The sequence below is a fragment of the Mobiluncus sp. genome (assembly GCF_034180645.1).
Lineage (GTDB): Bacteria > Actinomycetota > Actinomycetes > Actinomycetales > Actinomycetaceae > Mobiluncus.
Window position 1 is genome coordinate 55252 of sequence record NZ_JAXFNY010000003.1, and the last position, 16003, is coordinate 71254.

The 16003-nt window shown below is 56.3% G+C and carries 9 protein-coding genes; 6 read left to right on the forward strand and 3 right to left on the reverse strand.

All coding sequences use genetic code 11. The features are described 5' to 3' along the window. Positions 1-85 precede the first annotated feature (85 nt). From SPI05_RS00665 to glgB, 3 genes are all read left to right on the forward strand, one after another. Positions 86-868 (forward strand): VIT family protein, encoded by a 783-nt coding sequence (locus SPI05_RS00665; RefSeq protein WP_321075211.1) that lies wholly within the window; start codon positions 86-88, stop codon positions 866-868. 224 nt (positions 869-1092) lie between these two features. Next, positions 1093-3567 carry a maltotransferase domain-containing protein gene (locus SPI05_RS00670; protein WP_321075212.1) on the forward strand — a complete coding sequence of 825 codons (2475 nt, stop codon included), beginning with the start codon at positions 1093-1095 and terminating at the stop codon, positions 3565-3567. A gap of 40 nt (positions 3568-3607) precedes the next feature. Beyond that, complete coding sequence (glgB, locus tag SPI05_RS00675) at positions 3608-5830, forward strand: 1,4-alpha-glucan branching protein GlgB (RefSeq protein ID WP_321075214.1); 2223 nt, start codon at positions 3608-3610, stop codon at positions 5828-5830. Between the two features lie 134 nt (positions 5831-5964). Here glgB and SPI05_RS00680 read toward each other — a convergent pair whose 3' ends face one another. After that, on the reverse strand, positions 5965-6603 hold the full coding sequence (locus SPI05_RS00680) for an NYN domain-containing protein (RefSeq protein WP_321075216.1): 639 nt from the start codon (positions 6601-6603) through the stop codon (positions 5965-5967). A 567-nt stretch (positions 6604-7170) separates the two neighbouring features. Here SPI05_RS00680 and SPI05_RS00685 point away from each other — a divergent pair. Beyond that, complete coding sequence (locus SPI05_RS00685) at positions 7171-8070, forward strand: hypothetical protein (RefSeq protein ID WP_321075217.1); 900 nt, start codon at positions 7171-7173, stop codon at positions 8068-8070. Between the two features lie 455 nt (positions 8071-8525). Next, positions 8526-10637 carry a cell wall-binding repeat-containing protein gene (locus SPI05_RS00690; protein ID WP_321075345.1) on the forward strand — a complete coding sequence of 704 codons (2112 nt, stop codon included), beginning with the start codon at positions 8526-8528 and terminating at the stop codon, positions 10635-10637. Between the two features lie 105 nt (positions 10638-10742). Here SPI05_RS00690 and SPI05_RS00695 read toward each other — a convergent pair whose 3' ends face one another. Further along, positions 10743-13124, reverse strand: a complete 2382-nt coding sequence (locus tag SPI05_RS00695; RefSeq protein ID WP_321075346.1) for a cell wall-binding repeat-containing protein — start codon at positions 13122-13124, stop codon at positions 10743-10745. An 833-nt stretch (positions 13125-13957) separates the two neighbouring features. Continuing rightward, positions 13958-14773 (reverse strand): hypothetical protein, encoded by an 816-nt coding sequence (locus SPI05_RS00700; RefSeq protein ID WP_321075219.1) that lies wholly within the window; start codon positions 14771-14773, stop codon positions 13958-13960. 294 nt (positions 14774-15067) lie between these two features. Here SPI05_RS00700 and SPI05_RS00705 point away from each other — a divergent pair, with 294 nt between their 5' ends. Next, the gene (locus SPI05_RS00705) at positions 15068-15901 is read left to right on the forward strand and encodes a hypothetical protein (RefSeq protein ID WP_321075222.1); all 834 of its coding nucleotides are present in this window, start codon (positions 15068-15070) and stop codon (positions 15899-15901) included. Positions 15902-16003: the final 102 nt, after the last annotated feature.

Consider the following 16003-nt stretch of genomic DNA (forward strand, 5'->3'; position numbering starts at 1 on the left):
CTTAGATTCGTTGAAATATAGCCGAAAACCTCGTAACTTGAAACAGTAAACTCAGCACCGAACGGGACAAGGGAGGCGACGCACCTTGAGCGAACAGTCGAGCCAAAACCCGGGCCAAGACCCAATCGAAGACCCAATCGATAACCCGATTGATAACCCGAACGAACCGGACGCAAAACACGACAAGTCGGCGGCGACTTCCTCGCGCCTAAACTGGCTTCGAGCTGCAGTCTTAGGCGCCAATGACGGCATTGTTTCGACCGCGGGCGTGGTTGTGGGCGTGGCGGCGGCGAACCCGGAAAACACGACCGCCATCGCGACCGCCGGCATCGCGGCCGTGGTCGCGGGGGCGCTGTCGATGGCGGCGGGCGAATATGTCTCGGTCTCCACCCAGCGCGACACGGAAAAAGCAGTGGTGGAAAAGGAACGCCGCCTGATTGCCGAGGACCCGGAAAAAGAATTCCAGGGCCTGGTGGAAAACTACATCGAAAAGGGCCTGACCCGCCAGACCGCAACCCTGGTCGCCCAGGAATACTCCGCCCACGATCCGGTAGAGGCCCACGTCCAGGCCCATTACGGCCTGAGTTCCGAGGAGTTCACTTCCCCCTGGGCGGCGGCGTTTTCCTCGGCGGTGTCCTTCACGGTCGGCGCGCTGGTGCCGCTGCTGGCGATTCTGCTGTTCAGCGGCTCGTGGAAAATCCAAGCCACATTCGTCATGGTGATGGTCGCGTTAGCGCTGGTCGGCTGGCTTTCGGCGTGGCGCGGCGAGGCCCCGCGGCTGCGCGCGGTCATCCGGGTCATGGTCGGGGGCGCCCTGGCGATGATTATCACCGGCGGGGTCGGCCACTTCTTGGGAGTCACTGTTTAGGGTCACAAGGGAGTGGCGGTGGGATTTTCGGTTAGCTCATGAAGTCGGTGAGTTGGGTTTTCGCCGGGTTCACAAGCGTGTTGCGCCGGGTTTCCCGGGTGATTCAGTCTCTTTGGGTGCCGGTGCGCTGGTTCGACCCGAGTGCTACCTTGGGCTTTACTAAAGCTGTAAATGCCCCACATTCAATGAATATAAATTCTGTGGTTATGCTTTAAGATTTAGACGTGAGCGAAACGACGAACTCTACGGGCAATTCCGACGCCAAGAAACCCGGGCGTCATTCCACTGCTAACACTCGTCCGGCCACGAAGCCGGCGGCGAAGCCCCCGGCTGACAAGCCGAGTAAGCCGACTGCCGCCCGCAAGACCCGGACTTCTGGCACAAAACCCGCGGCAAAGTCCTCGGGAAGCTCCGCGAAATCAACGAAGAAACCGGCTCCCGCGGCGGCCGCTAAAACCCCCGAAACCCCAGCCGCCGCAGCCAAAACTCCGGCAACCCCGGCAACCCTCGCGAACCTCTACCACCTGCCTGCGGACGCGGAACTAAACCGCGTGTCAGTCACCGAACTGCGTCCCACCGTAGAGGACGGGCTATTCCCGGCAAAAGCCGCGGTCGGCGAGCTGTTCCCAGTCCACGCCACCGTGTTTGTCGACGGGCATTCCCACTTCGGCGCCGACGCGGTGCTGCTGCGCCCCACCGACCCGAAACGCCGCGGCGAAGGGGGCTATGACCTCTATGCTCCGGCGGGCAGCCCCGAGGGCGCTCCCGACCCGGGGGATCCGGCCGCTTGGGAAGTCGTGGACCGCGCCCGGATGTATGAAATCGGCACTGGTGAAAACCAGTTTGAAGCCTGGCTCCAACCCGGCACCGTGGGACGTTACGCGTTTGCGGTCGAGTCTTGGATTGACCCTTATGGAACCTGGGTGCATGACGCCAACGTGAAAATCTCGGCGGGCATTGACGTGGAACTGACCCTGGAGGAAGGCGCCCGCCTGCTCGAACGTGCGATTGCGGGTGAGGCGAAACCGGCCTACGGTTCGGCTCGTGACACGGCCGCTCCCGCCGCCCCGCTGCCCGCGGCTGACGCGGCGGTGCTACAGGGTGCGATTGCGGGCTTGCGCGAGAAAAAGCGCCGTCCCAAGGTGCGTCTGTCGGCCGCCACAAATGAGCTGGTCGCAAACATTTTGGCGGAAAATCCGCTGCGGGATTTGGTGACGCGCACGAAACTGTGCCCGCTGCGGGTGGACCGGGCGCGTTCGGTGGCCGGAGCGTGGTACGAAATCTTCCCACGTTCCATCGGGTCCTATTACGGGTCGGACGGCCAGATCGTGCCGGGGACTTTGCGCACGGCCGCCGAGATTCTGCCCGAGGTTGCCGCTGACGGTTTCGATGTCATTTACCTCACTCCCGTCCACCCGATTGGGCATGCTTTCCGCAAAGGGCGCAACAACGCCCTTGAGGCCGGACCAAACGATCCCGGCTCGCCTTGGGCGATTGGTAACGAGGACGGCGGGCATGACGCGGTCGACCCGGCTTTGGGCGGGATTGAGGCGTTTGACGAGTTTGCGGCGGAGGCGAAACGTAATCACCTGGAGATTGCCTTGGACTTCGCCCTGCAGTGTTCCCCGGATCACCCGTGGGTAAAGTCGCACCCCGAGTGGTTTTCGGCCCGGGCTGACGGCTCGATTGCCTACGCCGAGAACCCGCCAAAGAAATACCAGGACATTTATCCCCTGAACTTTGATTACGACCCGGACGGGCTGTATACCGAAATCCGGCGGGTGATCGAGTTTTGGATTGACCACGGGGTCACGATTTTCCGCATGGATAACCCGCACACGAAGCCGGTGCGGTTCTGGCAGCGCTTGGCGGCTGACCTGCACCAAACCCATCCCGAAGTGGTCATGCTCTCCGAGGCGTTCACCGCTCCGGCGGTGATGCGCGGGCTGGCAAAAGCGGGGTTCCACCTGTCTTACACGTACTTTACGTGGCGCAACTCCAAGACCGAGCTGACCAAATACTTTGAGGAACTCGCTTATGAAACGGCCCACGTGTTGCGCCCGGCGCTGTTCCCCATGACCCCAGACATTTTGACCGACTACATGACGGCCGGGGTAGGGGCGTTCAAAGCCCGCGCCCTGCTGGCGGCCACGGCCGCTCCGACCTGGGGAATCCTCGGGGGTAGCTACGAGTTTTGCGAACACGTGCAGCGTCCCGGGGTCGAGGAAGTCATCGACAACCCGAAGTACGAGGTGAAAGTCTATGACTGGGCGGCGCGTGACAAGTACGGCATCGCCTCCCTGCTGCGCACCTTGAACGCGGCTCGATCCTCTCACCCGGCGCTGCTGCAGCTGCGCAACATCAAGTTCCACGCTGTTGAAAACGATGCCATCATCGCTTTTTCCAAGCATATTGATGCCGCGCATTCCCCGACCGGCCGGGCGGATACGGTGCTGGTCATCGTGAACCTCGACCCGCATAACACCCAAACCGGCTGGGTGCACCTGGATTTGCCGTCACTAGGGTTGTGCCCGGAGGAGTTCCCGGAGCTGGCCGCGCCCAGCGAGGGGCAGCGCCTGTTCGTGGTGCGCGATGAACTGACCGGCGGGGAATATACCTGGGGACGGGATAATTTTGTCCAGCTCAATCCCTATACCGGCCCCGGACATATTCTCAGCTTCAGCCCCATTCCCGACTGAACCCAAAACATCGCCTAGCAAAATATGAAAGAATTACCCCATGGCTAAAATCACCGTTTCCCCGGAACTTTTGAACCAGGTCGCCTACGCGAATTACTACTCCCCGCACTCGGTGCTGGGACCGCACTCGGACGGTGAGGACGTCACCATCCGCACCGTGCGTCACATGGCGCAAAGCGTCACCATCGTCACCGAGCACGGCGAATTCCCTGCTGAACACGAACAGGACGGGGTGTGGGTGGCCGTCATCCCGCACGCCGAAGTCGAAGACTACCGTGTGAAAGTGACCTACGGCGACCAAGAAGTGCTGGGGGACGACCCCTACCGCTTCCTGCCGACCTTGGGCGAAATGGACACCTACCTCATCTCCGAAGGCCGTCACGAGCGTCTGTGGGACGTTTTGGGTGCACATATTAAGGAGTACGAGGGTCCGCTCGGGGTCGTAAAGGGCGTGGCGTTCGCGGTGTGGGCGCCGAACGCACAAGCGGTGAAGGTCGTGGGGGACTTCAACTTTTGGGACGGGTCGGGGTGCGCGATGCGCAGCCTCGGCGCGTCAGGTGTGTGGGAGCTGTTCATTCCCGGTGTCGAGATTGGGGCGCGCTACAAGTACGACATCAAAGGCCCGGACGGGAACTGGCGGCAAAAGGCCGACCCGATGGCTCGCGCTACTGAAATCCCCCCCGCTACCGCCTCGGTCGTTACCGACAAATTCCACACCTGGAGCGACGACGAATGGATGGAACAGCGCGCCGCCAACGTGGAGGAACACCCGATTCACGCCCAGCCGATGAGTATCTACGAATGCCATGTCGGGTCTTGGAAAGAGGGCTACGGCTACCGTGACCTGGCCGAACACCTGGTGCCTTACGTTAAGGAAATGGGCTTTACCCACGTGGAGTTCATGCCCGTGGCGGAACACCCGTTCGGACCGTCCTGGGGGTATCAGTGCACGTCATACTTCGCTCCGACCGCCCGCTTCGGCACGCCTGACGACTTCCGCTACCTGGTCGATGTGCTGCACCAGAACGGGATTGGCGTCATTTTGGACTGGGTTCCGGCGCACTTCCCCAAGGACGACTGGGCGCTGGCCGGGTTTGATGGCACGGCCCTGTATGAGGATCCCGATCCGCAGCGCGGCCAGCACCCCGACTGGGGGACGCTGGTGTTCAACTACGGTCGGCGCGAAGTGAAGAACTTCCTGGTCGCCAACGCCCTGTACTGGATGGAGGAGTTCCATATCGACGGCCTGCGGGTGGACGCGGTGGCGTCGATGCTCTACCTGGATTATTCACGCAAAGAGGGCCAGTGGCACCCGAACCAGTATGGCGGGCGGGAAAACCTCGAGGCCATCAGCCTGCTGCAAGAAGTGACCGCGACCTGCTATCGGGTTTGCCCAGGTACCGTCATGATTGCCGAGGAATCGACCGCGTGGCCCGGCGTCACCCAGCCGACTTCCGAGGGCGGCCTGGGCTTTGGTTTCAAGTGGAACATGGGCTGGATGAACGACACTCTGCGCTACTTGGCGGAGGACCCGGTCAACCGCAAGTGGCACCACAACGAGCTGACGTTTAGCCTGGTCTACGCGTTTTCAGAAAACTTTGTCCTGCCGCTGTCCCACGATGAGGTCGTGCATGGCAAAGGCTCCCTGCTGTCAAAGATGCCCGGCGATTACTGGCGCCAGCTGGCCGGATTGCGCCTGCTGTTTGCTTACCAGTGGACGCATCCGGGCAAGCAGCTCATCTTCATGGGCTCCGAGTTTGGCCAGGGCGCGGAATGGAATTCGGGGGCGTCCCTGGATTGGTGGCACTTGGACATTCCCGAGCATCAGGGGATTCGCCAGCTGGTCACCGATTTGAACCACCTGTATGTGTCCAACCCGGCGCTGTGGTGTGATGATTATCGCGGGTTCGAGTGGATTGAGCCCAGCGATGCCGACCACAATTTGATTACCTATCTGCGCCGCTCCGTGGCGGAATCGGACCCCTCGGGGATTGATTCGGGCCATCTGTTGGCGGTAGTGGCGAACTTTAGCGGCAACCCCCACGATCCGTTCCGGGTCGGCCTGCCGTTTGCCGGCAAGTGGGACGAGGTGCTAAACACGGACGCCGAAGTTTACGGCGGTTCCGGCGTGGGCAACTTGGGCCAGGTCACGGCCGAAGAGATTCCCTGGAACAACCGGCCCTGTTCTGTGTCTTTGCGCATTCCCCCGCTGGGGGTCGTGATTCTGCGCCCCGCCGAGGATAACCCGTACCGCCCGCGCTAGGGGTTCAGTTCACAAGGGCGTTGCGGCGACCATCGTGGGAGCCGAATGATTGGAATTCCGCTCGCCCGCGGTAGGTTTTCGTTTCACGAGAGTGTTGCGCCGGGAAACTCCGTGTACACCAATGAGCGGTGTGGCTATTGATACGTCCGTGTATCGAGGGAAGCCCGGAAGTCATCTTCATTCATAGAGGTGGTCCAAATCCGGTGTTCGGTGCGGATTGACCCCTGTGTCCATTTGACTGTAGGTGAAAACCATTTGACGGTTTCTATCTTTGCCATCCCATAAGAGTACGCTTCGTCAACCGCCGGAGCTAGGTCTGTATCTCGTGAAGCGAGCACGACCACATCGTAGTTGCCGCTTCGTGCCAGTCGGCAAAGCGTGAGAGCGCACAGCACGTCTACACCTTTTTCTTGTGCTGAACTCCATATTGGCCGCTTCTTACCGTCAATGTACTCATTCTTGTATTTCAGTGGCCTTAAGGTCACTTGAACGATTCCGTTACCCTCTTGCTCCCAGTAATATTTTTGTGCCTGGTTGCGCCGATAGCCCTCTTTGGGATCTTCCCTTAGGGGCAGACCACGAAACACGTCTACACGCGCTAGTCTGACATGATCATTAGGGTCTTGCAGTGAAGCGTTTTTGACCGCAGCGAGTCGTTGTCCAAATTTCAAAGGTGAAATCAGCGCGTCCTCTTTTGGACTATTGGGAAGAAAAACATCAGCGGCCGTCATGTGGACGTTTTGGTAATCAATTACTACGGCCATAGATTTCATCTGATTCCCCTGCGATAAGAGTAAACCCCGCCAGTCCGAAGACGACGGGGAACTATACAACAAGGCTATATCAAAGTGTCAGATCCGTCAATAAAATTGGGACTTTTTGTTGAAATATGAGCGATAGCGGCGGGCCGGCGTTGTGCGTGCGCAGTGGTTGTGGGGTACTACCAGTGCGTTTGGAGCAACGTGTAAAGAATTTCCGAATTTCTTTACACGTTTTTCTGACGTGTAAAACTGTTTTACACGTCGGGCCTCCCGTTCGGTTCTCCGGGGAATGTGAAGCCTCGATTCTCGAGGTAGGTGCACGAATGACCGATTTCGCTGGGAAATTTCGATGATTGCCCGCGTGGGTTTCACCAAAGTCGCAGTTAGTAGCGATTTGCGGTCCGGGAGCCAGGTCACGAGGGCGGTGAAATCGGTCGTTTGTGCAAGCAACAGTGCAAATCGGGCGTTGCTTGCCATTGAAAGCTGCGAGGAAATCGCTAATCTGCCCATAATATAAGTTATCCACAAGTAGCAAAAACTTACTTGCATAATCTAACAATATGTACCATCATCAAATGCATGAGTGACACGGTGCAGGATTATTTGAAAGACCAGGGTGGGGTAACCACGATGGGTGCAGCAATCAAAGCCACCAGCAGGCAGAAAGTCAAACGTGCGTTAGAGTCGGAACTGGTTCTGCGCCAAGGACGCAGCACGCTATTTCTACCGTCTGTTGATTCTCGAGTCGTTGCGGCATTTGTTCATGGAGGCTGTCTGACTTGTGTGAGCGCCTTAGAAATAATGGGGGTTGGTCTTTGGGAGCATCCTGAGCATATTCACTTGGCAGTGAGTAAGGACTACCACAGTCGCCATTCCAGCAAGGTCGTGTTGCATCGCGAGAAATGGCTGAATTCCCCGCAAAGTAGATACTGGCAGGTCTTGCCGGCGGACTGCCGAGAACCCCATGCGGAAGATTGTTATTCCAGCCCGTATTTATCGAGCCCGATTCACGCGACTCTCCGAGCTTTACAATGTGTGCAAACCCATCTGGAGAGAGTGGTGCTACTGGATTCGGTTTTAAACAAACGCCTGGTAAATCGCGAGATTCTGGAAAATGCCGCCGCTCACCTTCGTCGCTCAGCGATTCAGGCAGCCCTAAAGGATTGCGATGCCGCAGCCCGGTCGCCACTGGAAACAGTCGGCCGTTTACAGTTGCGGGAGCGGCTCGACGCGGAAGTTAAAACGGGGGTGACGTTAAAAGGCATAGGTGAGGTGGATTTTTTAATCGGGAACCTAATCGTGGAATTTGATGGCTACGAATACCACTGCGGTCGTGCCGAGTTTGACAAAGATCGCGCTCGATCCCGAGAAGCATTGCTGCGCGGTTTCAACACCATGCGTTTTACGTATAACGACGTGATAAGCGGTCGGTTCTTGGAACCAATACAGCGTTACTTAGTCAGGGGGTTGCACGAATGACCGATTTCGCCTGGGATTTCGGGTGATTGCCCGCAGGGGTTTCGACAAAGTCGCAGGTAGCGGCGTTTTTCGGTCCGGGAGCCAGGTCACGTAGGCGGTGAAATTGGTCACTCGTGTCGGGTAGCCCTGCTCTGAACCCACATATGTGACCTAAATCACACTCGATTTTCGAGGTTTCGTGTAAGATTGCTCGAAGCCTTTACATATACAGGGTGTTAGCAAGGTGCCAACGTGGCTCGAGACAAACAGTCATGAGGTGCGGATGGTTCCTTGGTTCCGGGAAATCCCGGAAGCGTGAGGCTCGAAAGTGGCGTAAAAACGCGACTCAAGGCCTCTCGCATTATTGACAGAACACTTGGGTGGTGTAAACTTTTCCCGGGTGCTTCCGTCCTGGATCACCTGGGTGGTTTAAAAAATTCCACCCTTTATTACCCAGAAGAAGGGTTTTTTTGAAGATGAATTTGAAGAAGAAGTTTGTGATTGGTGCTGCTTCGGTGGCGCTGGTTGCTGGCATGGGTGGCGTAGCTGCTCCGGCGGCTGTGGCTGATACCTCTTTGCCGGGTTCCATCATGAAGTTGGAGCGTCTCGGTGGTTTGGATCGTGTTCAGACTTCGTTGAAGGTTGCTAAGGCTGAGTTTGGCACGAAGGCTCCGGAACGTTTGTACATTGTTTCCGCTGCTGATGGGAACATGGTTGACGCGGCTACGGCTGGTATGTTGACTGATGGCCCGATTGTGTTTGTTTACAATAACTCTTACGTGGCTACTGCTGTTGGTAAGGACGTCGCGGCGAATATTGCTGGGATTAAAGAGGTTGTGGCTATTGGCGGCGATGGTGTTATCTCGGATAGCACTTTGAACGCGGTCAAGGACGCGATGAAGGTTAAGAAGACTTCTCGTTTGGCTGGTAAGGATCGTTACGAGACTTCCGTGGCGATTGCTGACTACATTTACACCCAGTCCATCAAGGGTGATAAGAGCTTCGCTGACCGTACCTCTGGTTCTGGTAACTTCTTGATGAATGCTTACCTGGCTAACGGCGCTAACGAGCACGTGGTTGACTCGATGGTGGCTGGCACTCTGGACGATGGCGCTATCCTGCTGGTTCAGCCTGATGGTAAGATTCCTGAGGTCGTGGCTGAGTTCATTAAGAAGGCTTTGCCGACTCAGTTCTCTGCTCTGGGTGGTACCGGTGCTGTGAGTGACGCGACCGTGAACGAGGCCTGGGTTATCAAGGCTTTGGGTAACAAGTGGGAGACCTCTTACAGCATTCCTAACTTGCGTGAAAAGATTGACGAGCTGAACTTCCTGATTGATGGCGTGAAGGATCAGACCGGCACTAACCTGTCTGATAAGGCTACTTTCGGTGGTTTGAAGCACGTAGTTGAGGCTGCTTCGGCTAACTACGATTCTTGGGCTAACGCAGTTTCTAATGAGAAACAGCAGATTTCTAACTGGTTTGTGAACAACACGGGTAAAACCCCTGCGGAGGCTTACGCCGGAATCCAGACTAACCTGGAGAACTTGTACGGTACCGGTGTCGTTACAGATGACCCGAAGTTCTATAACCTTGATGCTAATAAGAAGGCTAAGAGCGTGAACTACGAGGCTATCGAGGCGACCCAGACTTACAAGGATGCTGTCAAGAAGGCTACCGATGAGCTGGACAAGGTTTGGGCTGATGAGAAGCATCAGGGCACTATCGCCGATGCGATTGCGGTAGCTTCCCAAAAGCACAAGACGGCTGCCTCGGGTGTGACTAATCAGTTTGCTCAGATTGCGGAAGTTGCTAAGTACACTTTGGACAATGACAAGAAGTGGTTGGACACGGTAGAAAAGCAGCGTGCGTCTCTGAAGGCTGAATGGCGTACCGAGTTCGATAAGATTGCCCCGAAGACCGTGCAGCGTTTCGGTGGTGCGGATCGTTTCGAGACCGCTCAGCTGATTGCTAACTGGTTCTCTAAGTACCATGTGGTCGAGGCGGCTTACGTGGCTAACGGTACTCGTCTGGCTGACTCCCTCGCGGCTGGTCAGCTGACTGGTGGCCCGATCCTTCTGGTGCGTAACGACACCAAGATTCCTGAGTTCACCACTAACGTGGCTACCCACCTGCTGTGCTGGAACGGTAAACCGATCAAGGTTTCCGCTATCGGTGGTGAAGGCGTAGTCTCCGACGACGTCCTGTCCACCATGGTCGACCTCATCGGCACCAAGTCCGTATGCAAGGTCAAGACCCCTGATGCTAAGACCATCGTGGGTGGTACCTGGACGGCTCAGGCTGAGGTTGCTGATTCCGCAGCATTCAGCACTGCGAATATTCAGTTCGCTGCTCCGACCGATCCGACCTCCGGCGTTACCTACGCCTTGGTCTCTAATACCCCGTCTTACACCGGTAGTGCCACTGCTGCTAACGTGACCGCCGCCATTGATAGCAATGCTGGCACGATTACTCTGACCGGCGGCAACGGCGCTGGTGCGGCTAACGCTGGTACTTACACCTGGAAGGTTAAGATGAGCGCGCCCGGTTACGCCGATAAGACCGTCGACGTTACCGTGAAGGCTAACTAACCTAACTGAAACCTTTACGGTTTCAAAGATAACTTCATAAAAGTCTGGCCCCGGTAGTTACCTACCGGGGCCAGACTTTTATGAAGTTTTACCTAACGAAACCTGTTAGGGCTTGGTAACGTCAACCTCGACCTGCTGAGTGGTCGTGCCGGAAATGGTTCCAGCCTTAGACGCGACTACAGTCACAGTCACTGCACCCTTGATTACTGCACCGGTAGTCGGAGTGGCAGGATCGCCAGTTCCTTCGGCAGCAGTAACAGTGATGGTGTCGCCGGTCTGAGCCACGGTGAAGGTCAACCCTTCGGTAGCGTGAGTACCCGTCGCATTCAAGGAAGCCGGGTACACGGTGACCGTGTAGTTTACGTCAGCATCGTAGTTATCAATCTTGATCTTCGCGGTATCCGTGGTGCCAGTCGTGATGTCCGCATCAGCGGTATCGAGACTCAGTTTGGCAGCAGTGGTAGCAATCTTGCTATCTTTGCCGACAGCGCAGTTAGCGCCGGTCACAGCCTGATCCACGATGGAGGTAAGGGCAGCGTCAGTTAGCACACCGGTGCCGCCGATACCGTACACGGACAGGTTGTGGGTCTTGTCAGACCAGCAAACCAGGTTAGAAGCCACAGCCTTGGTGAAGTCCGGCAGATCCTTGGCAGAAGCCTCGTTACCACGCACCAACAAGATCGGGCCCTGAGTCAACTGGCCAGCGGCCAGGGAGTCAGCCAGGCGAGTACCGTTAGCTACGTATGCTTCAAAGAAACGCCAATCCTTGACCTTATTTGTAGTGCCGACCCGGCTGTACAGCTGAGCGCCGTAGTTCTTGGCCCACTTGTTCGCGATCAGTTGAGCGGTCTCGAAACGATCCTTACCACCCAGACGCAGTTCGGTCTTCGGAGCAATCTTGTCCAACTCATTGTTCAACTTGCCCTGCAGTTCAGCCAACTGAGCCTGAGACTGCTTGAGCCATTCCATATCAGTGTCATAAGTGAACTTAGCCAGTTCAGCCACCATAGCCAACGGAACGGCCTTGTAAACATCTGCATCCTCGACAGAGGTAGCGTTGTCAGGACCAGCCGGATCAGACGGGGAAACCTGGGAAGCGATAGCCGCCTTGTTAGTCAACTGTGCGTGCAAGGTGGGATCCTGCTTGATAGTAGTCCACAAATCAACCAGGTCCTTCTTGGCAGGCTTCAACAGATTCTGGTAAGCCGTCGAGTTAGCAATGGCCGCCCAGTTTACATCCGTGAATTTACCGTTCGACTCGTTGTCAGCCTTTAAGAAGCCTTCCAAGTCCGCGTCAGAAATTCCATCGGGAATCACAGTCTTGCCGTAAACCTTCTGCAGATTCTGCAGCTGATCGTGCTTGAAATCAGCAGAAGTGAAAGAGTAACCCTTAGCAGCCATCCAGGTCTTAATCGGAGCCTGCGCGTTGGACAGATGCAGATTCCACTGGGCAGTCTGGGTCGAAGCCATCTTTACCACAAAGTTCAAACCGCCGAAGTTCACCTTGTCGTCCATGTCAATGGTCGGGCTCGTCTTTGCATTATCACCACCATTAACCAGCCAGTCCAGCTTCTTAACCTTCTCGTCCAGGTTAGGAATCGTAGAAGACGAATCCCACTTGTTAGCCAGAGCCTTAATCACCCAAGCGTCCTGAATGGCCTTATCCGGAACCGTGGCAGCCCCACCCAAAGCAGAGAACTGAGCCGGCAAAGTCTTCTTAATGAACTCCGCCACGACCTCAGGGATAGTCCCATCAGCATTTACCAGCACGATAACACCATCATCCAGGGTGCCAGCCACCATGGAATCAACCACGTGGTCATTCGCGCCGTTAGCGATGTACATGGTACCCAGAACACCACTGTCAGATGCGCGGTTCATGTAAACCGGGTTCTTCTTCACGACATCCTGATTGTAAATATAGTCGGCGATAGCCACGGAAGTCTCGTAACGATCCTTGCCACCCAAGCGGGAAGTCGTGGTCACCGTAGGAATCTGATCCTTTACAGCCTTCAGTGTGTTATCGCTGATAACACCCTCGCCACCGATAGCCACAACCTCCTCAATAGCATTGAAACCATTGTTCTCATGCTTCGGGTTGCTAAAGAACTGGCCAACCGCGGAAGCCACGTAAGAGTTGTTGTACACGAAAGCAATCGGGCCATCATTCAACATACCAGCCGCAGCCGCGTCAACCATGTTCGCATCCGCCGCAGACACAATGTACAAACGGGTAGGACGCTTATCATCATAGAAACGCATGGTAGACACGTCGCCAGAGTTAATCTTGCCATCACGCTTGCCGAACTCGTGCGCCGCAACTTCCAGGGAGGTAGACACACGATCCATGCCCGCCAAACGACCCAGCACGGAAATCGAGCCAGGCAAAGACGGAGCAGCCACAGCCGCCGGAGCAGCCACGCCACCCATGCCAGCAACCAGCGCCACCGAAGCAGCACCAATCACAAACTTCTTCTTCAAATTCATCTTCAAAAAAACCCTTCTTCTGGGTAATAAAGGGTGGAATTTTGGTCAGATGAGTTGAAAAGTGCCGCTGGGGCACGTTGAAAAACCTCGCAGATTCAACGATTGCGGGGCAGTATGGCGGCGTCAGTTTCAATTCTACTCGGGGCTCATTGGACGTTTTGAGGGCTCTGGGAGCAGCTTCGCGAGGGGTGTGGCCGGGACTTAAACGCGGGTATTGACCATCAGGTATGTGCCTAAAGGGGGAGAATAGCCGGGTAGCTGCCAATAATGGCAGCTACCCGGCTATTCTCCCCATATAATCCCAGATTAAAACCGTGCGTTATTGTAAATGGGTATTCTGCGGGTGATTTTTGGCCATTTTTCTAAATCTCGACGCTTCGAAACGCTGTTCCGAGGACCGGTATGACTGAAAAAATGTGGCGTATTTCCAAGGGTTGTGGCACTGTGCCGCCGCGGACGAGTAGGGCTGGAATCGAGAATTCCAGCCGCGATACCCCAAATGTCCAAAATTACACTTGTGAAGTTTCGGCTGGCACCGCTGTAAAACCCCTGGATTCCAGCTTTTTTGAAGGCTTTGCATCCTAGGGAATCCAGCGACATCGAGAAATCCCAGCTAACTTTATCGGACACCTGGTATTCCAGCTCGACCGCGCCGACTCCAGCTCGACCGCGCCTACTCGAGCGCCGATTACAGCACCGGCTCCATTGTCAACCCCACCGCCAACTCCAGAACTGACTCAGACTCCGCTCCTAGCTCCTTTGCCAGCATCAACCCAGTTGCAAGCGGTATTGCAACCCTTCGACACATTCACCTGCCAATCGCCGGGATGCCCTTAAACCTTGGGTGGAACGCGGTGTCGGCGCCTGTGCAAAATAGCGCTCAGCCTCTGTCTCGTGCTCTCCCATTCGTGCCAAATCTGGTGGTAGCTCAGCCTGGTAGTCAGATATCCAGCGGCGGTGTTCGACAAATCCCGTTCGCGGTCAACCTCAAATGCGTTGGGTTTGTCATGAAACTCCCTCCCGTCGCATTCCACTATCCACGAGTTGCCGACCAGCAAGTCTACCCATCCGGGCGCAGTCCGGTTCTGGGTATGCACGCTGACTCCGCGGCGCTGGAAAAATAACCTGACCCGAGTTTCGCTGCCAGACTGTGCCCCGCGGTCGAGGAACCGGTAGGTCGCCATTTTGTCCTTTTGTACTCGCGATGCCAGATGTTTCGCCTGGTCGTAGCCGATATGCCCCAGCTGCAGAGCCGATTCCAGCACAATCAACCCCGTTTCGGCATCGTGATGGCGCATGGCTTGGTACAGGCAGTCTTCCAAGTCAAACACGGGGGAGTGCGGGTGAGTGGCGCAGCGGTGGAATTCGGTGAATTCCGCGGCGGGCAGAGTGGCGTTGCCCGGCAAGATTACGTGTGTTTTGGCTTGGTAGGGAACCCAGAGGCCATACTTTGCGCACCCGGATAGACATCCCAGCCTACCTCCGAGTTCCAGCGCGCGGACGACATCCGGGTCGGCATCCGGCCCGGCATACCAGCCGCGCATAATTCGCCGCAGGTTTCCGGCCTTAACCAAAGCCTTAATTTGCCGCTTCGTGTACCCTGTGAGCAGCTGTTTTGCCGTGTAAACCCCATAGTTTTTCGTTTTCATAACCCCACCTTGCGGTGCGGCTGGGAACGAAATCAACGCCGATTCAGATTACCTGTGGAAAACCCTGTTTCCCACAACCCTGTGCCTAAAGGGGGAGAATAGCCGGGTAGCTGCCAGTATTGGCAGCTACCCGGCGATTCTCCCCGTATAAATCCAATTAAAAATTTACCTTGGCAAAATACTTGGCAAATCCCACCTCGTTTTCCTGTCCTTCCCTAAATCCCCAGGCCGATGCCGCCAGTCCCTCGGGGCACCGGCTTGGAAACCTCGTTTCCCGCGCGGTAGCTTGGAAAAGTGAGGCGGAAACAAAAGATTGCACTGGCATTTGTACTGGCGACCCCCATTTTTGGGGTCACCACGGCAGAGGCGCTCACCGGGGATTTCAGCGGGGTTGGAAGCATTATCACCGGGATTCTCACGTCGACGAGTTCCCCCAGCACCGGTACCGACTCGAGCGCAACAGGCTCCGATTCTTCCGGCCAAACCAGATCCACCAGTTCTCACAGTTCATCGTATTCTTACGGTTCTGACTCTTACGCTTATTCCTCCCCGAAGCCCACTTACAACATTGTCGACATGGAAACCAAGTATGACCCGGAGTTCAGCACGTTGACGGTGACGGATCCGAAAACAAAAAAAGTCGTGGATACGATTTATTTCGACGACCTGGACTTTTTGAGCAATGCCACCGCGGCCATTGACCAAGAAACCCTGACCGAATCAATCCAGGAAAAAATCGAGCCTCCGACTCCGGCGATGGAGCCGCCTTCGGCCAACGTGGCTGTGGGCAAGGATGTCTACGCCCATGTCGAGGTCGACCCCCAACAGTTCCAGGAAAACGTAGCGGGCCAGGATGTCAATATCTCAGTTGAACCCGCGAGCTTCGAGTGGGATTGGGGTGACGGCGAAACCACGGATTCCGGCGCAGATGCGGGCGCGCCCTGGCCGAACGGCACGGTCACCCACAAATATCAACATGTCGGCCGCTATGCGATTACCTGCCGGATTCACTGGCGGGGCACCTGGGCTATTGGGAAAGGCGCGCCTCAGGAAATTCCCGGCGACATCGTCACCGAAAGTACCTCCCCCGAGTTCTTTGTGAAATACCTGGTTTCCTACCTTTCCTAAATGCCAATTCACGTCAACCCTTGCATTCCGAACACTTCCGGGGCCACGGGCAAAAAATCTCTCCCCCCGAGTCGCCTCGCGGGTAAAGAGATGTTACTAAAA